The organism is Oligosphaera ethanolica, assembly GCF_030814695.1.
In the GTDB taxonomy this organism is placed as follows: domain Bacteria; phylum Verrucomicrobiota; class Lentisphaeria; order Oligosphaerales; family Oligosphaeraceae; genus Oligosphaera; species Oligosphaera ethanolica.
On the sequence record NZ_JAUSVL010000001.1, the window covers coordinates 2,710,190 to 2,728,230 of the forward strand.

Genomic DNA, 18,041 nt, shown 5'->3' on the forward strand with positions numbered 1-18,041 from the left:
GACGGAGCAGACGGAGCAGACGGAGCAGACGGAGCGGACGGAGCGGACGGAGCAGACGGAGCAGACGGAGCGGACGGAGCGGTCGGAGCAGACGGAGCAGACGGAGCGGACGGAGCAGACGGAGCGGTCGGAGCGGACGGAGCAGACGGAGCAGACGGAGCAGACGGAGCAGACGGAGCGGTCGGAGCGGACGGAGCAGACGGAGCAGACGGAGCAGACGGAGCAGACGGAGCGGTCGAAGCGGACGGAGCAGACGGAGCAGACGGAGCGGTCGAAGCAGACGGAGCAGACGGAGCGGTCGGAGCGGACGGAGCAGACGGAGCAGACGGAGCAGACGGAGCAGACGGAGCAGACGGAGCAGACGGAGCGGATTCCGCCAAGTTCGGCCCGGAGGGCCGGACTATGCATAACCCCGGGTGAGGCGCCCGGAGGGCGCCGCAACCCGGGGTATGACAGCAACCTAGAATTGCGCCCGGAGGGCGCCACATTGGGGGACACCATCATGAGTTACACGCGACTGATGTACCACATTGTCTTTCGAACGAAAAGGAGCATCCCCGCCCTATCGGTTGAGCACGAAACATCATTTTACTCCTATGTGTGGGGAATAATCAAAAATAAGAAATCCGTCTTGTATCGCATTGGTGGTATGCCAGACCACGTGCATATTCTGATAGATTTGCATCCCTCACTGTCACTGTCAGATTTCATACGAGAGATGAAGACAGCAACCAATGGTTGGCTGAAAGATCACCACCAAGAATTCCCGCTTTTTATCGGGTGGGGAGACGGATACGCAGCTTTTTCCTACAGTTTGTCAGAAAAAGACGCAATAATTAACTACATCATCAACCAAAAAGAGCATCATAAGACCGTAAGTTTTGCTGAGGAATATCGACAATTCATTGTCGCAAATGGGTGTGAAGTCGACGAACGATTTTTTCTCAATGACTGATTCCCGCTTTTTTGCCGAATGTCTACTCCAATGTGGCGCCCTCCGGGCGCTAATTTGAGGGGGGGAGCCTCTACCCCGGGTTGCGGCGCCCTCCGGGCGCCTCACCCGGGGTTATGCATGGTCCGGCCCTCCGGGCCGAACTTGGCCGATCTGTCCGACCCGACCGATCAGTCCGCGAAAAAAGACAGTCGACCCGACCGAGCCACCTGAGAAAATGTGGCGCCCTCCGGGCGCTAATTTGAGGGGGGAGCCTCCACCCCGGGTTGCGGCGCCCTCCGGGCGCCTCACCCGGGGTTATGCATGGTCCGGCCCTCCGGGCCGAACTTGGCCGATCTGTCCGACCCGACCGATCAGTCCGCGAAAAAAGACAGTCGACCCGACCGAGCCACCTGAGAAAATGTGGCGCCCTCCGGGCGCTAATTTGAGGGGGGGAGCCTCTACCCCGGGTTGCGGCGCCCTCCGGGCGCCTCACCCGGGGTTATGCATGGTCCGGCCCTCCGGGCCGAACTTGGCCGATCTGTCCGACCCGACCGATCAGTCCGCGAAAAAAGACAGTCGGCCCGACCGAGCCACCTGAGAAAATGTGGCGCCCTCCGGGCGCTAATTTGAGGGGGGAGCCTCTACCCCGGGTTGCGGCGCCCTCCGGGCGCCTCACCCGGGGTTATGCATGGTCCGGCCCTCCGGGCCGAACTTGGCCGATCTGTCCGTTCTATCCAATCAGGCCGAATGGGCAGGGCGTCCGCAAGCGGCGCCCTACAGGCGCGCCCGTGCCCACCGTGGCAGTAATGAATGATCGGGACATTGCAATTTTCTTGATATGTTGTTATCCTATCTCTGTTCGTCTCCGCATTGTGTGGTGGGGCGTCACTCTTACAGAACGGTGTCAGTTATAGGAAAGGGCCACGACCATGAAATCCCGTCATCTCGCCGCGTTCACTCTCATTGAGTTGTTGGTGGTTATTGCGATCATCGCGATTTTGGCTGCGATGCTGCTGCCGGCATTGTCCAAGGCCCGTGAGAAGGCCCGGACGATTTCCTGCACCAGCAATCTAAAACAGCTTGGGATCGGCGTGGCCATGTACGCCGATGACAATGCCGAGGCGCTGGTGTACTCGCACTACTTCGTGCCTGGCGCCGACACGAGCAATTTCAGCGACTCGACGTCGTGGCGGGCGATGCTCGCCGACGTGATTACCGACCTCAAGATGTTCAACTGTCCCAGCACGACGCTCAATTACGCCAGCTACGCCAAGGCCGGCCAGCGCGTTGCGGGCGAAACCGGTGGCTGCAAAGGCGGCTATGGCGTCAACACCGTTCACTGGAGCAGCGGCAACCCGACACCCTTCGATGGCTGTCGCACCCGCGTGCAGATCACCAATCCGTCGACCTGCATACACCTCGGCGACAACGCCGGCACGGGCGGCGCGACGCAGATCAGCATCAGCTCCAATGACCCGCTCTATACCCGCGCGCAGGCCGGCTCCGGCAACTACGACCGCCATGGCAGTGGCGACAACTACCTGTTCGTCGATGGCCACGTGCAGCTCTTCAAAGCCGTGAACATACCATGCACCACTAACGACTGCTGGTGGTCTATCACCGGCAAGCATTAAGCGGCGTAAAAAACGGGCGTTGGGCACGGCAGACCGTGCCCAACGCCTTTGTCTTTTGCGGCTTAGAGCCGGCGGCATGGATTGCCGCCATCTTCTCTGCCTTTGTCTTCTTTGCGTCTTCGCGTCTTCGCGTGAGAGAAAAAAAGCCCGGCAAGTTATTCGATGATCGTGATGCCGGTGATGGCGCCGAATTCGCGGATGAGTGCCATGGCATCGCCGTAGGCGACGATGTAGTGCTGGCCGGCGACATGTTGCAGGAACTGGTCGCTGGGGTAGGGCAGGACCACTTCGAGGCTCGGCAGCTGCGGTGCGGGGGGTGCCCAGCCGGCTTCTTCCCACGCCTCGGGGGTTTTGGCTTCGGCGAGCGCGGCGTGAATGGCGAGCTTGCCGTCCTGGGCGAAGAGTCGGGCGATGGTGATCTGTCCGGTCTTGAGTTTCGAGACATTGAGCAGGCCTTCGCCGAATGACCCGAAGGCGTTGGGCATGACCGTGATCGGCCCGTCGACGATGCTTCCCGGCACATAATCCGGCACGCCCATGAGCGCCGACTGCTTGGTGAATTCGTAGAATTCGAGGTAGGCGGGATTCTGGCCGGTGAGGGCTTTGATGATCAGCTGCGTCACTGCGCCGTAGGAGTCATTTTCCGGCACGGTGGGAATGGCCATGAGCTCATGGAGGAGCGTCATCGCGCCCGCTGGAGCGAATCTGAGCAGCTTCTTGACGCCATCGACATCGCAGAAACTGAAGGCGTCGTAGGCGCGGTCGCTGATCTTCTGCTGGCATGCCAGCGCGAATTTGACGGAGTTCTCGATGGTGCCCGGCTGCGGTTCGCGCTGGAATTGCCAGGTCGTGCGCACGCGGTCGCTCTGCGCGGCGATGTCGGTGTCGGCGATGCCGGCGATGATCTCCTGCAGTTCCAGCAGATCGAAGTGCTCGATTTCGGCGCCGATGACGCCTTTGAGGAGATTGCCGTCATAGAGCGTGCCGTAGAGATTCATGTCGCGATAGCCGGCCATGCCGATTTTGGCTTTGCGCAGGGCGGCGGCGGCGCTGGCGGCGCGGAGGTACGCGGCGGCCTCGTCATAGCGCGGCGCGCTGTCTTTGAAATTGACCAGGTATTTGAGCTTGTAGCCCATGGCGGCCAGCGGCGCGCGCAGGGCAGTGCTGCCGGCCTGGTCGGCGGTGGTGACGAAGTGGTCTTTTTCGCGCCAGCCGGAGAGGCCCCAGAGCAGCACCGGCTTGTGTTTGAAGGGCTCGATGGCGCGCAGGACTGCCCAGCTGGGTATCCAGCCGGCGATGCACACGACCAGCGCGTCGAAGGGCTCTTTGGCGAGCGCGGCGGCGGCCTGGTCGGCCTGCAGGCCATCGGGGTCGTCGCTGACAATACCGCCGTCCACTAGCGTCACGCCACGGCGGCGCAGTTCATTGGCGGCGGTTTCGCAGCGCGTGGTGATGAATTCGCGGGGCGTGTTGACTTCACCGAAGCCGACGAAGCCGGCGCGGATGGTGCTGAGGTCCATCATGATTTTTCTCCATCTCCGAAGGTTGGCAGCAAGAGCTGGTTGAGGGCCTGGTATTTGTGGAAGATCGCCGGGTAGCGTTCGGCGTCGGGTCCGGGTTGGATGACCTGCGCGGTCCTGACCATCGCGGCAGCGGCTGCGGCGGGGCTGGCGACATCGCCAGCGGCGCCGGCAGCGAGCATGGCCGCGCCGAGTGACGTCGCTTCGGGGCATTGGGTGGTGGTAATGGGCAGATTGAGGACATCGGCCTTGATCTGCAGCCACAGCGGGCTGCGCGCGGCACCGCCGAGGACGCGGAGCTCGCGGATCGGGCAGCCGAGATCGGCCACGGCCAGCACGTTGTCTTTCAGCAGGAAGGCAATGGATTCCATGATGGCTCGCGACCAGTGGCCGCGACTATGCGCGAGAGTCACGCCGTAGGCCACGCCACGCGCGGCCGGATTGCATACGGGCGACACCGCGCCCGCGCAGTGCGGCAGAAGCACTAGGCCATCCGCGCCGGGGGCGATGGGCGCCGCTGCGCGATCGAAGTCGGCGTAGGACCAGTCCCGGCAGAATTCGTCCCGGAAGTGCTTGAGGATCATGCCGGCCGTGGGCGCCCATGGCAGCATCGCGTAGGACTGCGGCGTGAAGCCGTGGTAGGTGCTGATGCGCAGCGCGTCGTCGTAAAGCAGTGCCGGCGTGGGCACGCAGAGCGCCAGGGCGCAGCCCGTGGTGGCCGAGACCACGCCGGGTTCGCAGCAGCCGCTCCCGAGCGCGCCGCAGATGTGGTCCATGGGCGCGGCTGCTACGGGCGTGCCCGCCGGGATGCCCGGGAGCACCGCGCGACAGTGGCCGATGATCTCGCCGGGATCGCGCAGCGCCGGCAGTTGCCGGCGGCTGATGCCGATGGCCGCGAGCATGGCGTCGTCGTAATCGCCCGTACGGATGTCGTAATACAGCGTGGACGGCAGGAGCCCGCGACAGGTGGCGTACTCGCCGGTGAGGCGGTAGGCGATGAAGTCCTCGACCATCAGGTACTTGGCGCAGGCCGCGTAGGTCGTCGGGTCGTGCTTCTGCAGCCAGAGGATTTTTGGCGCCGGCCAGCACGGCAGCATCTCGGTTTGACCGGAGAGGCGGAAGAGATGATCGCTGCCGAAGGTCGCCGTGAGCTCGGCGGCTTCGGCCTTGGCGCGGTTGTCCAGCCAGACGATGGCCTTGCGCAGGGGCCGGCCGGCCTGATCAACGCAGATCAGCGTCTCGCATTGGCCGGTGATCGCCAGTGCGCGGATGGCGCAGCCGGCGGCATTGGCCAGCGCGCCTTGCAGGGCCGTCTGGGTCGCTTGCCAGTACAGCTCGGGATCGAGCTCGACGATATCCGGCGCCGGCGTTTCCAGGCGGTACTCGGCGATGCCGTCGCCGATGACGGCGCCGTCGGCGCTGAACAGTGCGGCTTTGATGGCGGTGGTGCCGATATCGATGCCGAGGTACGCGTTGGTCATGGTGCTCACGCGAAGAATGAGTTGATTTTCTGCACGGCGGTGTCGGCGAGCAGATAGCCGCCGTCGGAACCGACGATGCCGTTGACGATCAGGCCGCCGTAGCCGCCGAAGCGCTCGGCCTCCGGGCTGGGCAGGTAGCTGCCGCTGGCGCCGGAGAGCTGAACGATGAAGGTCTGCTTGGCGAGACTGCGGGCCTTGATGATCTGACCGAAGACCAGGTAGAGCTCAAAGGGCACGTTGACCATGGCGCAATCGCCGATGCGCAGCGTCTGCATGTCGTAGCTGAAGCGCGGCGTGGCGTCCTGGTTTTCGTAGCGCTTCACGACGGCCTTGGCGTTCTGGATGAGCACGAAATGATGCAGCTTGCTGTCGTAGGGACCTGGGCGGCCCGGAATGGCCTCGTTGTCATGCGTTTCTTTGCAAAAGGCCAGGAAGGCGGCGTGCTCGGGCATGATCGCCGTCAAGCGGGCAATGTCGGCCTTGGCCTTGACGTAGTCGCAGTAGCTGGCGCGGCGGATGGGCAGGTCCACCCGTGCGCAGCGGTGCTGGAACAGCGGGTCGGCTTGGATCGCCGAGGCCGGAATCTGCTTGAAGGCGGCCATGGTGGCCGTGAACAGGCGCTGGGCATGGACCGGGACGCCGTCGGCGTGCCAGAAGTCCGGCTCGCTGCGATAGCGGCGGACGAGGTCGCGTGGCGCCTGGCAGCCCGCGGCGCTGATCTGGCACAGGGTGTGGAAGTTGGCGCCGAATTCGCCCTTGAGCAATTCGCGGGTAGCGCCCATGTAGTCGCTGGAGATTTCATAGGTAGCTTCCATGACCTGCGACGGGCAGGCGACATTGATGATGGCGCCGGTGGGACGCCGCTGCGCGTCGTAGGTGAACAGCAGTTCCACGCCGGAGTCTTCGCCGGCTTCCATGCCGACGAAGTCGGCGCGGTTGGTGTCGCCGTACATCTCGGCGGTGCCATTGGCGTAGACGGCACGGCGGCAGTGGCCGATGCGGGCCTGGCCGAAAGCGTTGGCGATGGCGCCGGGCTGGCGCCCCGTCCAGGCCTGTTTGACGGCGTCAAGCACGCGTTTGAGCAGGAATTCGATGTAGTCGGCGGGCTTGAGGGCCTCGTCGTCCAGCGGCAGCCAGTCGCGGAAGAGCCCGGCCGGGCGCACGTAGGGCGCGTTGTGGGTGTGGATGGCGTTGAGGAAAATCGCCTGCAGCGGTATCTCCGGTATAGCCTGGTGGATGATTTCCCGTGCCTGGTTCTGGAGTTCTTCGGGGATCCCGACCACGTCGAGGGCGATCATCACCGCGAGGTCTTGCTCTTTCTGCATGACCAGGGCGACAGTCTTGAGGCGCGAATGGATGCCGCGCGCCACGCGCTGGTAGTACTGGCCGGCCAATTCGACTTTGGGGGCGTCGGGCGTGATGTCGGCTTCGCCCCAGCCAATCATGAAGTTGCTCATAGATTCACCCATGTGCCTTGTTTAGCGGATTGATAGACTTTGTCCATGAGATATTGGATGTACACGCCGCGTTCGAGGGTCGGGCCGCTGGCCTGGCCGCTGTGGACGGCGCTGAGGAAATTGTAGAGGCAGTGCATGTGCCCGCGCATCCAGCCGATAGAAGCCTTGGGCGTGGGGAAGCCGGCGGGTTTGGCGTAGCGCTGGCCACAGTCGACAGCCGTCCAGCCGCGGACGCCGCCGAGGGGCGCGCCGCTGGCGGCGCAGTCGTAGTAGTACAGCTTGTCCCAGTTCATGGGATCAAGGCGCAAAGCGCCCTTGCTGCCGTAGATTTCGAAGCTCACTTCGTCTTCCGTGCCGGTGGCGATTTTTGACGCCACGATGGAGCCGATGGCGCCATTGGGCAACTTAGCGGTGACGATCATGTTGTCTTCGGCGGTGACCGGCACGAGCTTCGTCGGGTCGTTCAGCGATGGCCGCTGCGGGTAGGCGATATGCGTCGCCGCCTGCAGAGCCGCAAAGTCGCCGACGAGGTAGCTGACGAGGTCGAGGATGTGGCTGCCCAGGTCGGCGACGGTGCCCGCCTCGAGTTTCCATTTCAACGGCGCCTTCGGGTCGGCGCTGCCGCTGTGCAGGTAGCGCCCGCGGAACTCCAGGATGTCGCCAATGCGCCCCTCTTCGATCAGCTGCTTGGCGCGCATGGTGGACGGGAAGAAGCGGTTCTGCAAGGTCATCTGCGACACGCCGCGATAGCCGGCGAGGGCCGCCTGCACCCGCTGCGCCTCGGCGTAGGACGCCACCAGCGGTTTGTCGCAGTAGATGTGCTTGTTCTTGGCGATGGCCGCCAATAGCGCCTCGCAATGGCAGTCGTTGGGCGAGCAGATGTCGACGATGTCGATGTCGGGATTGTCAGTGATGTCGCGGCTGTCGGTGCAGGCGTGAGTGGCGCCGATGGCGGCGGCGGCGCGGCGGGCGCTCTCCGGGCGCGACGTGCACACGTGGGTGATGCGCGTCGCGAAATCCTGCTGCTCATAGAACAGCGGGATATTCGCGTAGCCGTAAGCGTGGACTTTGCCGATGAAGCCGAAGCCGATGATGCCGACGTTGTAGGTCTTCATCCTAGGAGTTCCTTCTCGGTTTCGGCGATGGCTTCTTCGATGAAGTCCATGCCGCGCTGGGCGACTTCGTTGGGCATGACAATCGGCGGGCTCATGCGCAGGATGTGGCCGGCGGGGATCCACGCCAGGCCTTTGCGGAAGGCCTTCTGATAGACCAGCTTGCCAGCGGCGTCGAAGGGCTCTTTGGTCGCCTGGTCCTTGACCAGCTCGACGCCCATGAGGCAGCCTTTGACGCGGCAGTCGCCGACGATCTTGTACTTCTGGGTCCAGTCGGCCATGCGTTTGCGGAAGAGCTCTTCGAGTTCCTGCGCGTGTTCGAGCAGGCCTTCTTCCTCAATGACTTCGAAGCAGGCCAGGGCGGCGGCGCAGGCCATGGGATTGCCGCCGTAGCTGGTGGAGGCGCTGATCTTGTCCACCGCGTCCGCAAAGGGCTCGCGGACGGCCATGGCGGTGACGGGGAAGCCATTGCCGAAGCCCTTGCCGAGCGTAACGACGTCCGGCAGCACATTCCAATGCTCGCAGCAGAGGATTTTGCCGGTGCGGCCCATGCTGGTGAGTACTTCGTCCGCAAAGAACAGAATGTCGCGCTCTTCAAGGAATTTTTTGAGTTTGGGGAAGAAGTCGTCGGGGGGCATTATGCTGCCGGCCCAGCCCTGGATGGGCTCGGCGACGAAGGCGGCGATCTGGTTGGTGGTGGATTCGCGGATGAACTGGTCGTAGAACTCCAGGTACTTCTCGGTGTCGAGCGAGCCGTCGGGGCGGTTCCAGAGGGGCCGGTAGGTGTCGGGCCGCGGGACCAGGTAGAAGCCGGGCTCGCGGGTCGGGCCGCTGAATTTGGTCATGCGCGCCAAGCCGATGGAGTGGCCGCTCTTGCCATGGAAGTCCATGAAGCAGCTGATGAATTCGTGCTTGCCGGTGGCAGCCCGGCAGGTGCGCAGGCCGGCCTCGACGGCGGCCGTGCCGCAGTCGTAGAGCTGGAAGCACTTGAGATCGCCGGGCAGCGTCGCCGCCATCTTTTCCAGCAGGCGGGTCTTGATCTCGGTCGTGAAGTCATGCGCGTTCATCAGCTGATGGGCGTACTTGGCAATGCCCTCGGAAATCTTCGGGTGGCAGTGCCCTAGCGTGGTCACATAAATGCCGCTGGAGAAATCGATGAACTGATTGCCGTCAATGTCCTCAAGCATGCAGCCCTCCCCGCGCTCAAAAGCCACCGGGAAGAGCTTGACCTGGCCCGACAGGCCACGGTAGTGCTTCACCGCCCGCGCATGCATGGCGTTGCTCTTGGGCCCCGGGATGCTCTCGGTAATCAGATGCGGAATGCGATTCAGGTCGAGTTGATACGGCGCGGGATTGTACTTGCCCATGACGAAAGCTCCTTCTCATAGGGGGGAATATGACGGATAACAACGAATGGATCACGCAATGAAGTTAGTATAGGCGCTGGCAAGAACGCGACAAGACAATGCGGATGGAAATGAGGCGCATGGGGCGTATTTTGTGTGAAAAAATCACAGAAAGGCGCACGGAAATTGCCGCCCCAAACAGCGCCGCACTGGCAAAATGCACCGCCACGGTGTTAAATTGTAACAGGGATGGGACGTAGGGGACGTATAGGACGTATAGGACGTATGGGCAGGGGACGTATAGGACGAATAGGACGAATAGGACGTATGCTCTTAACATAACGATTTCCTTGGCGTCAGTTGTTTCAACCAAAACAGCCTTTTGTCTTCGCGGTATTTCATCGCCGCGAAGGGGCAGAAGCGCTGAAAGCGCGAAACATACCAGCCCAGGGCAAGCGCGCTGAAAGCGTGCGCCGCCCTGGGTAACACGCCATAGCCGCCTGTGTTCCTCGGCCCCTTCGCGGCCAGTCGGCGAAGCTGACTGGCCGCGAAGGGGCAATGGAACTCACCTTGATTGTTTGTGAAATCGTCATTTGCCCCTACTCAAAACCGAGGATTCCTGCAATGCACCAACGTCAGCAGCAGTTATTAGAGATGATGCGTCACGGCATGGTCGAGATCAAGCGCGCGGCGGCGTCCTTGGGCGTTGCAGAGATGACAGTCCGGCGCGATTTACAGGCGCTTGCCGAGCAGCGGCTGGTGATGATGGTGAAAGGCGGCGCGGTGGTCCATCCGTCGCGCTACGAGCCGGAGCATAGCGAGCGCAATCTCACCGCGGCCAAATACGCGTTGGCCGAGGCCTTGTACAAGCGCATCATGCCGGTGGACAGTCTTTATCTGAGCACGGGCTTTACGGTGCTGGCTTTTGCCAATGTGCTGGCGCGGCGCAGCATTCGGCCGCTGACTGTCATCACCAACTCGCTGTCTGCTGCCGCCGCGCTGTTTCGCACGCCCTGCAAAGTCATGCTCCTCGGGGGCGAATTGCGCGCGAACTCCCTGGACCTGGTCGGGCCCATGGCGGAAAAAGACATTGATCTTTTTCATGTGGACATGGTGGTGTCCGGCTGCGACGGCGTCTGCGGTCAACGCGGGTTTTACAGCTCGGACCTCAATCTGTCCCGCCTTGAACGCAAGACCATGGCTATCGCCGACAAGGTCGCCATCGTCACCGAAAGCAGCAAGTTCGGCAAGAAGAAACTCGCGAACTTCGCCCTGCCGCACGAGGTGGACCTACTGGTCACCGACGACGCCCTACCTGCCGCGGAAAAGGACGCCCTCGAACGCGCCGGCGTCGAGGTGACCACCGTGGCACTGTAGATTCTTTTTTTGCCTCACGCGAAGGCGCGAAGGCGCGAAGAATTACTTTTTTTATCCACAGATTCCGCAGATTAACACAGATTTTTTAAGAAGGCAAAGTGAATGGCGGCAAGCCGCCATTCACTTTGCCGGTGCCTTTGTCTTCTTCGCGGCTTCGCGGCTTCGCGTGAGCAAAAATTACCCGGCGGCGTGGATTGCCGCGCAGCGGCAAGACATGCCGCCAAAATCTGCGTTAATCAGCGTAATCTGCGGATAGAAAAAACTGTGGTCAGGGGTTTTGTTGTTACTTCTTCACAGCACTTGCGGGTGTTGGTGGTCATGCTGGTGGGTGCGGGCCTTGTCGGCGTCATGTCGTGGCCTATACTAAAGAGCGGGTTTTGCCGTCGCTGCCGGCGGCGGGGTGGAGCCGGGGTATAGCGGTCGGCTCACGGGGTTTATATGGCGCACGGGCGAGAACATGGCGTAGCATGGCGATCAGTTGGAAACGCAATTTGTATCTGGTGTGGATTTCGCAGCTTTTGGCCATGGCCGGTTTTAGTGCGATCACGCCGTTCATCCCGGTATTCATCCGCGATCATTTTGGCATATACGACGAAAAAGTGCGTGGTGCGTGGGTATCGGCGCTGACCTTTTTTGGCATGTTCAGCTTTTGCGTGTCGGCGCCCTTATGGGGCATGCTGGCGGATCGTTTTGGGCGCAAGATGATGCTGTTGCGCTCGTATTATGTCACAGCGCTGTTGTTTCCGCTGCTGTATTTTGCGCCGAACATGATCGTTTTGATCATGCTGCGTTTTTGCGTATCGGCCTTTTCGGGCACAGTCACCGCTGCGCAGACCCTGGTGGTGACGACGACGCCAGAGGAGAACCACGGCTTTGCGTTGGGCATGCTGAGCACGGCGGTATGGAGCGGCAACATGTTCGGCTTCATGGCCGGCGCGATGATCGTGAATTACTGCGGCTACTTCTGGGGCTTCGCCATCTGCGGCATCATGTATTTGCTGGGTGGCCTGCTGGTGCAGTTCTTTGTCAAGGAGGACTTTGTCCGCCAGCCCAAGCCGTTGATCACGGCTGGCCCGGTGAAGAAGCCGGGCTTGCGCGGGGTGATCCACGCGTATTCGCTGAGCGTGTGGCTGATGTTGCTGCTCTTTGTGCTGATGGGCCTGTCCCGGCGCTATGACGAGCCCTACCTGGCCATCCTGGTCGAGGCCATCCACGGCACGGTGGACACCTCGTACTACACCGGCATCATCAGCGCCGGCGCGGCGCTGGGCGGGGTGATCTCCGGCGTGGTCCTGGGTCGGCTCTGCGACCGCTACTCGCCGTTGAAGCTGGCCTATCCGCTCATTGGCCTGTCCTTTCTCTTCATGCTGTGGCAGGCCTTTTCGCAGAATCTACTGTCGCTGGGCGTGGCGCGCTTCGGCTGCTTCATGGCTGCCGGCGGCCTCGAACCGGCCTTCCAGGCGCTGTTGGCGCAGATGGCCCCGCCAGAGAAACGCGGCACGCTCTTCGGCATTGCGTCGAGCCTGCGCATGACGGGCATACTACTGGCGGCGCTCAGCGGCGGCTTCGTCATCTACTTCCTGGGCACCCGCGCCATCTTCGTGGCTGCGGCGTTGCTCATGTTGACCCTGCTGCCCTTGTTGTACTGGTCCACCAAATACCGCCGGCAAACGCCGGCGAAAGCCAGCTGAACCCAGAGGAGAGTGACCATGACGAACGTCCGTGATTTTGGCGCCGTCGGCGACGGCATCAGCAAAGACACCGCGGCCATCCAGCAGGCCATCGACGCCGGCGGCATCGTCTATTTTCCGCCCGGCACCTACCTGGCCGGCACCCTCTATCTGCGCAGCCACGGCGGGCTGGATCTCGCGCCCGGCGCGGTGCTCAAGGCCAGCCCCGACCCGGCCGACTACAACGCGGCGGAGTTCTGCCCGCAAAACCGTGCGTCGACCATGGAGCGCGCCAGCGGTGGCCATTTCATCGTCGCCGTGGAGCAGCACCACCTTGTCATCCGCGGTGGCGGCCGCATTGACGGCAATCGCGCCGCGTGGCTGCACGAGGCCGATCCGAAGAATCCCGTGTGGTATCAGTGGACTTGGCGGCCCTCGCAGATGCTGTTCTTCTGCGAATGTCAGGACCTGTGGATCAGCGATGTCGAGCTGGTCGACGCACCATACTGGACCTGCTTCCTTCACGGCTGCCAGCAGGCGACATTGCGCGGTCTGCATATCTACGGCGATCGCATGGTGCCCAACAACGACGGCATTGACATCGACTGCTGCCAGCAGGTCACCATCAGCGACTGCGTCATCAATTCCGCCGACGACTGCATCACTCTGCGCGGCAATCCCGACCCGCTGCAGACTGCCCGGCCTTGCGAGTACGTCGCCGTCAGCAACTGCGTTTTGGCCAGCGGCTACGCCAATGCCATCCGCATCGGCGTGGGCGACGGCGTCATCCGTCACTGCACCTTCAACAACATGATTATCCACGACACGCGCACCGCCATCTGCGTGGTCTGCAAGTACAACCCCAAACGCGGCGTCGGTACCGACATCAGCGATATCAGCTGCGCCAATTTCCAGCTCGACGTGCAACGGCCGTTCAATATCAAACTCGATAACGCCGCCGGCTTCGCCGAGCCGTCGCCACGCAGTATCCGCAGGATGTATTTCTCACAGATGCGCGGCCAGGCCGAACTCAGCAACTACATCCACGGTAATGGCGTCGGCTGCGTGGACGATATCCGCTTCCACGACCTCGCCTTCACCTACCGCGGCGAAGGGCCGCGACCCGACCGCGACAACAAGGGCAACTGGGGACGCAGCTCGACCCACGCTGTCTTCGATGTCGCCCACGCCAAGAACATCGCCTTCGAGCAGGTGCGCGTCGCCTGGGACGGCGAGCGACCTGGCTGGCGTTACGACCTCGAATGCAACCACGCCGATGGTATCACCCACAATGCCTGCGCCTTCAGCAAAGGCGTGCACCGGCAGTGATTGTTTTTTCGCGGGAAAATCCGACGGATCGGACCGATCAGACGGATCCGACCGATCAGTCTGATTGATCAGTCCGATCAGTCCGATCGGTCGGATCAGCGGACCGATTCGACGGATCGGACCGATCCGTCTGATTGATCAGTCCGATCAGTCCGATCAGTCGGGTCAGCGGACAGAGTGGCCAAGTTCGGCCCGAAGGGCCGCACCACGCATAGCCCCGGGTGAGGCGCCCGGAGGGCACCGCAACCCGGGGTAGGACAACAACATAGAATTGCGCCCGGAGGGCGCCACATTGAAAGGCCAGGAGTGTGTCCATGACCGTAGAACACCGCTTCAAAGTCGCCATGATCGCCCGCGAACGCCAGGACGTGCCCGAGTGGGTGCGTGAGCGCCTGGACGCCATCCCCGGCCTGGAGATAGCCTACGGCCATTGTCGCACGGAAGCCGAGTTGCTGGCCATTGCCGCCGCCGCCGATATGATTTGGACCATGGGCTCCAACGAGGTGCTAACGCCGGCCGTGCTGCCCAAGCTCGGGCGTTGCCGGGCGATCTTCCGTAGCGGCAGCGGCATGGACGGCTATCCCGTCGCCGAGGCCAGCGCGTTGGGCATCGCCATGTGCAACTCGCCGGAGTCAATCAGCGAAGCGGTGGCTGAACACGCGGTGTCACTGCTCTTCGCGCTGGTGCGGCAGATACCCTTCAGCGACCGGCGCATGCGCGGCGACCAAGGCTGCCGGGTGAGCCTGCGCTGGCACATCAGCGGCAGCACGCTCGGCCTGGTGGGCTTCGGGCGCATCGGCAGCCGCGTCTGCGAGATGATGGTCGGCTTCCGCATGACCTTGCTGGTGTACGACCCTTTCACGCCGCCGGAACAGGTCCGCCGCTATGGCGCCCTGCCCGTTGGCCTCGACGAGTTGCTGGCCCGCGCCGACTTCCTGTCACTGCATTGCCCCTTGACCGACCAGACCCGGCACCTCATCGGCGCCAAAGAACTCGCGGCCATGAAAAAAGGCGCGCTGCTGGTCAATACGTCCCGCGGCGCGGTCGTTGACGAAATAGCGCTGATCGACGCCCTGCGCAATGGCCAGCTCGGCGGCGCCGCACTGGATGTCACCGACCCCGAGCCGCCCAGCGCCGACAGCCCGCTCTTTGCACTGCCAAATGTCATTCTCACGCCCCACAACGCGGCGCTTTCCGGGCAATTCGAACGCAATTTCTGGGAAGCGTCCATACAGGTCGTCAACGAATGCCGACACGGCGACGTCGATACGCACTGCATGAACCGCCGCGAACGCGCCACGCGACCAACAACAACATAAATGCATCCACAGATTACGCAGATTACGCAGATTTTGGCGGCATGTCTTGCCGCTGCGCGGCAATCCACGCCGCCGGGTAATTTTTGCTCACGCGAAGCCGCGAAGCCGCGAAAAATTACTTTTTCTATCCACAGATTACGCAGATTACGCAGATTTTGGCGGCGTGCTGGCCGCTGGGCGGCAAGACACGCCGCCGGCTATTTTTGCTCACGCGAAGCCGCGAAGCCGCGAAGAAGACAAAGGCACCGGCAAAGTGAATGGCGGCAAGCCGCCATTCACTTTGCCTTCTTAATAATCTGCGTTAATCTGCGTAATCTGTGGATAAAAAAGAACCAAAACCCTTGAAAGGACCACCGCCATGCGTTTCCGAACACTCTGCCTGATGCTTTGCTCGTTGCCGGCCATGTTTTCCTGCCGGCACATCACCACCGCCGATGCGGCACCGGGGGTGATCTTCACGCCTGAGAAGACCGACCAGTTGCATCTCAACAACGCGGAGGTCAGCGTCGAGCAGCACCAGGGCGAAGCCCGCGCCGTGGTGAACGCCCTGGGCACGACCTCGCAATGGCCGGGTATGCGCTTGGAAGGCATGTGGACCTTCGGGAATGACGAAGAGCTGCTCGTGGACATCGAAAACCTCGAGGACACGCCGTTGTCCATCACCTGCCGCCTGGACCGCATGGTCGATGGCAAGAACAAAATGATTTTCTTCCACCAGCATTTCGCGCCCAAAGAGCGCCGGCAGTGGAAGATATACGCCAAGCCGTCCCTGAAACCCGACGTCCGCGCCAAGCTCTTCGGCATGCGCTATTTCCCGGGGAACATCCTGGAAGCCGAGGCCGACAGCATCGCCGACGGTCTTAAGGACATCGGCTTCATCCGCCTCTACGTGAACAACATCAGCCAGCCGGTGCGCTTCGCGGTGTACAAGGTCGCCAAGCAGCCGCGGTCCGAGCAGGTGCCGCCCCGCAAGGACGTCAATGAGGCCGCCTCCGGCAAGAACTGGCGCGACATGAGCGCCGACGAGTTCTTCCCGATGATCGACCAATACGGCCAGTTCAAGCACGAAGACTGGCCCGGTAAGGTCCACTCCGACGACGATATGCGCGCGGCCATTGCCACGGAGGACGCCGACCTGGCGGCGAAGCCGCGGCCGACGACCTGGAATCAGTATGGCGGCTGGGCCGACGGCCCGCAGCATGAAGCCACGGGGCACTTCTATCCGAAGAAGATCAACGGCAAGTGGTGGCTGGTGGACCCGGAGGGCCGGCTCTTCTGGTCGCATGGGCCGACTTGCGTGCGCGTCTTCGAAGGCCGCACGCCCATCACTGACCGCGAGCATCTCTACGAGTGGCTGCCCGAACGCGACGGCGAGTACAAGTTCGCCTACGGCAAGGGCAAGAGCGCGCCATTCGCGTACTACAAAGACAAGGAGTACAGCACCTTCTGCTTCCCAGCCGCCAATCTCTACCGCAAGTACGGCGAGAACTGGGATGAAATCTTCTCCGACCGCATTCACCGCCGCCTGAGCAGCTGGGGCATGAACACCATCGCCAACTGGTCGTCCATGGACATCGCCCGCCTGCGGCGCACGCCGTACGTGGCGTCCGTCGGCGCCAGAGGCATTAACATCGAAGGCTCAAAAGGCCATTGGGGAAAATTTCCCGATCCCTTCGCGCCGGAATTTGCCGAGTCGTTGCGCCGCAGTCTCGCCAACAACGCGTTTGCTTACGACGACCCGTGGTGCATCGGCTTCTTCGTCAACAACGAAATGTCGTGGGGCAGTGACGGCGTGAGCCTCGCGCAGGCCACGGTCGCGTCGCCCGCCACCCAGCCCGCGAAAATTGCCATGCTGGCCTGGCTGCAGGAAAAGTACCCGGACGTCGCCGCCCTCAATCAGGCCTGGCAAAGCGACTACGCCAGCTGGGACGACTGGCTCGCCAAAACTGACCAGCCCGACAAGGCCGCCAGCGCCGCCGACATGAGCGCGTTCTACACCCGCATCGCCGACCAGTACTTCAGCACGGTCCACGCCATCATCAAGGACATCGCGCCGAACAAGCTCGATCTCGGCTGCCGTTTCTCGCCCTGGAATGACAACGCCAGCCGCGCCGCCGCCCGCCATTGCGACGTGGTCAGCTACAATCTCTACCGCTACACGCTGGATGACTTCGCACTCCCCGAGGGCGTTGACATGCCGGTCATGGTCGGCGAATTCCACTTCGGCACGCTCGTGCGCGGCTATTTCTACCCGAGCCTCAAGCCCGTGCCCGACCAGGAGGCGCGACGCGATGCCTACGTCACCTACATCCGTAGCGCGCTCAAGAGCCCGCTCTTCGTCGGCGCCCACTGGTTCCAACTCGGCGACTGCTCAACCACCGGCCGCAGCGACGGCGCCAACGCCGAAATCGGGCTCCTTACCGGCACCGACCTGCCCTATCACGAGCTCCTCGACGGCGTCCGCCAAGTCGGCTGGAAACTCTACGAAATCCGCTACCAAGACGAATAAAAAACGCTACGACGTGCCGGGCTAATGTGGCGCCCTCCGGGCGCAATTCTATGTTGTTGTCCTACCCCGGGTTGCGGCGCCCTCCGGGCGCCTCACCCGGGGCTATGCATGGTGCGGCCCTCCGGGCCGAACTTGGCCGATCTGTCTGACGTCCTTCCGGGCCGAATTTGGCCGATCTGTCTGGCGTCCTTCCGGGCCGAACTTGGCCGATCTGTCTGGCGCTCTGCGCCTGCGGCCAGCGCGAAGCGATGGCCGCAGGCGCAGAGCCGACATGGGATAGGTGGGGGAGCGCGAGGGGGAGGGACGGGACGAGTCCCTTCCCTCCCCCTCGCAAAACCCTCCCCTCGCAAAAC

13 protein-coding genes are annotated in these 18,041 nt (G+C 62.6%); 8 read left to right on the forward strand and 5 right to left on the reverse strand.

All coding sequences use genetic code 11. The features are described 5' to 3' along the window. The first annotated feature begins 502 nt into the window (after positions 1–502). Positions 503–955 carry an IS200/IS605 family transposase gene (tnpA, locus tag J3R75_RS09330; RefSeq protein ID WP_307261260.1) on the forward strand — a complete coding sequence of 151 codons (453 nt, stop codon included), beginning with the start codon at positions 503–505 and terminating at the stop codon, positions 953–955. A gap of 908 nt (positions 956–1,863) precedes the next feature. After that, on the forward strand, positions 1,864–2,568 hold the full coding sequence (locus J3R75_RS09335) for a DUF1559 family PulG-like putative transporter (protein WP_307261261.1): 705 nt from the start codon (positions 1,864–1,866) through the stop codon (positions 2,566–2,568). Positions 2,569–2,723: 155 nt separating this feature from the next. On the opposite strand, the gene J3R75_RS09340 is transcribed toward J3R75_RS09335, so the two are convergent. Genes J3R75_RS09340 through J3R75_RS09360 form a run of 5 tightly spaced genes read right to left on the reverse strand, consistent with a single transcriptional unit; the run spans position 2,724 to position 9,505 of the window. After that, complete coding sequence (locus J3R75_RS09340) at positions 2,724–4,091, reverse strand: hypothetical protein (RefSeq protein WP_307261262.1); 1,368 nt, start codon at positions 4,089–4,091, stop codon at positions 2,724–2,726. Next, positions 4,088–5,569 carry a xylulokinase gene (locus J3R75_RS09345; protein ID WP_307261263.1) on the reverse strand — a complete coding sequence of 494 codons (1,482 nt, stop codon included), beginning with the start codon at positions 5,567–5,569 and terminating at the stop codon, positions 4,088–4,090. The genes J3R75_RS09340 and J3R75_RS09345 overlap by 4 nt, the downstream gene beginning before the upstream one ends. A 5-nt stretch (positions 5,570–5,574) precedes the next feature. Then, positions 5,575–7,026: a neutral/alkaline non-lysosomal ceramidase N-terminal domain-containing protein gene (locus J3R75_RS09350; protein WP_307261264.1), complete on the reverse strand. Its 1,452-nt coding sequence runs from the start codon at positions 7,024–7,026 to the stop codon at positions 5,575–5,577. Then, positions 7,023–8,141: a Gfo/Idh/MocA family protein gene (locus tag J3R75_RS09355; RefSeq protein WP_307261265.1), complete on the reverse strand. Its 1,119-nt coding sequence runs from the start codon at positions 8,139–8,141 to the stop codon at positions 7,023–7,025. Before J3R75_RS09355 ends, J3R75_RS09350 begins: the two co-directional genes overlap by 4 nt. Then, complete coding sequence (locus J3R75_RS09360) at positions 8,138–9,505, reverse strand: aspartate aminotransferase family protein (protein WP_307261266.1); 1,368 nt, start codon at positions 9,503–9,505, stop codon at positions 8,138–8,140. The genes J3R75_RS09355 and J3R75_RS09360 overlap by 4 nt, the downstream gene beginning before the upstream one ends. 603 nt (positions 9,506–10,108) lie before the next feature. On the opposite strand from J3R75_RS09360, the gene J3R75_RS09365 reads away from it, so the two are divergent. From J3R75_RS09365 to J3R75_RS09390, 6 genes are all read left to right on the forward strand, one after another. Further along, positions 10,109–10,861, forward strand: coding sequence for a DeoR/GlpR family DNA-binding transcription regulator (locus J3R75_RS09365; protein ID WP_307261267.1), 753 nt, complete (start codon positions 10,109–10,111; stop codon positions 10,859–10,861). Between the two features lie 467 nt (positions 10,862–11,328). Then, on the forward strand, positions 11,329–12,552 hold the full coding sequence (locus tag J3R75_RS09370) for an MFS transporter (protein WP_307261268.1): 1,224 nt from the start codon (positions 11,329–11,331) through the stop codon (positions 12,550–12,552). Between the two features lie 18 nt (positions 12,553–12,570). Next, the gene (locus tag J3R75_RS09375; RefSeq protein WP_307261269.1) at positions 12,571–13,860 is read left to right on the forward strand and encodes a glycoside hydrolase family 28 protein; all 1,290 of its coding nucleotides are present in this window, start codon (positions 12,571–12,573) and stop codon (positions 13,858–13,860) included. A gap of 314 nt (positions 13,861–14,174) precedes the next feature. Beyond that, on the forward strand, positions 14,175–15,179 hold the full coding sequence (locus J3R75_RS09380; RefSeq protein ID WP_307261271.1) for an NAD(P)-dependent oxidoreductase: 1,005 nt from the start codon (positions 14,175–14,177) through the stop codon (positions 15,177–15,179). A gap of 46 nt (positions 15,180–15,225) precedes the next feature. Next, positions 15,226–15,471: a hypothetical protein gene (locus J3R75_RS09385; RefSeq protein WP_307261272.1), complete on the forward strand. Its 246-nt coding sequence runs from the start codon at positions 15,226–15,228 to the stop codon at positions 15,469–15,471. Positions 15,472–15,537: 66 nt separating this feature from the next. Further along, on the forward strand, positions 15,538–17,688 hold the full coding sequence (locus tag J3R75_RS09390; RefSeq protein ID WP_307261273.1) for a hypothetical protein: 2,151 nt from the start codon (positions 15,538–15,540) through the stop codon (positions 17,686–17,688). Positions 17,689–18,041: the final 353 nt, after the last annotated feature.

Excerpts from the sequence above, each read along its gene's own strand:
- tnpA (WP_307261260.1), top strand. The coding sequence starts at position 503 with ATGAGTTACACGCGACTGATGTACCACATTGTCTTTCGAACGAAAAGG.
- J3R75_RS09355 (WP_307261265.1), bottom strand. The coding sequence starts at position 8,141 with ATGAAGACCTACAACGTCGGCATCATCGGCTTCGGCTTCATCGGCAAA.
- J3R75_RS09345 (WP_307261263.1), bottom strand. The coding sequence starts at position 5,569 with ATGACCAACGCGTACCTCGGCATCGATATCGGCACCACCGCCATCAAA.
- J3R75_RS09350 (WP_307261264.1), bottom strand. The coding sequence starts at position 7,026 with ATGAGCAACTTCATGATTGGCTGGGGCGAAGCCGACATCACGCCCGAC.
- J3R75_RS09340 (WP_307261262.1), bottom strand. The coding sequence starts at position 4,091 with ATGATGGACCTCAGCACCATCCGCGCCGGCTTCGTCGGCTTCGGTGAA.
- J3R75_RS09390 (WP_307261273.1), top strand. The coding sequence starts at position 15,538 with ATGCGTTTCCGAACACTCTGCCTGATGCTTTGCTCGTTGCCGGCCATG.
- J3R75_RS09335 (WP_307261261.1), top strand. The coding sequence starts at position 1,864 with ATGAAATCCCGTCATCTCGCCGCGTTCACTCTCATTGAGTTGTTGGTG.
- J3R75_RS09360 (WP_307261266.1), bottom strand. The coding sequence starts at position 9,505 with ATGGGCAAGTACAATCCCGCGCCGTATCAACTCGACCTGAATCGCATT.
- J3R75_RS09365 (WP_307261267.1), top strand. The coding sequence starts at position 10,109 with ATGCACCAACGTCAGCAGCAGTTATTAGAGATGATGCGTCACGGCATG.
- J3R75_RS09370 (WP_307261268.1), top strand. The coding sequence starts at position 11,329 with ATGGCGATCAGTTGGAAACGCAATTTGTATCTGGTGTGGATTTCGCAG.
- J3R75_RS09380 (WP_307261271.1), top strand. The coding sequence starts at position 14,175 with ATGACCGTAGAACACCGCTTCAAAGTCGCCATGATCGCCCGCGAACGC.
- J3R75_RS09375 (WP_307261269.1), top strand. The coding sequence starts at position 12,571 with ATGACGAACGTCCGTGATTTTGGCGCCGTCGGCGACGGCATCAGCAAA.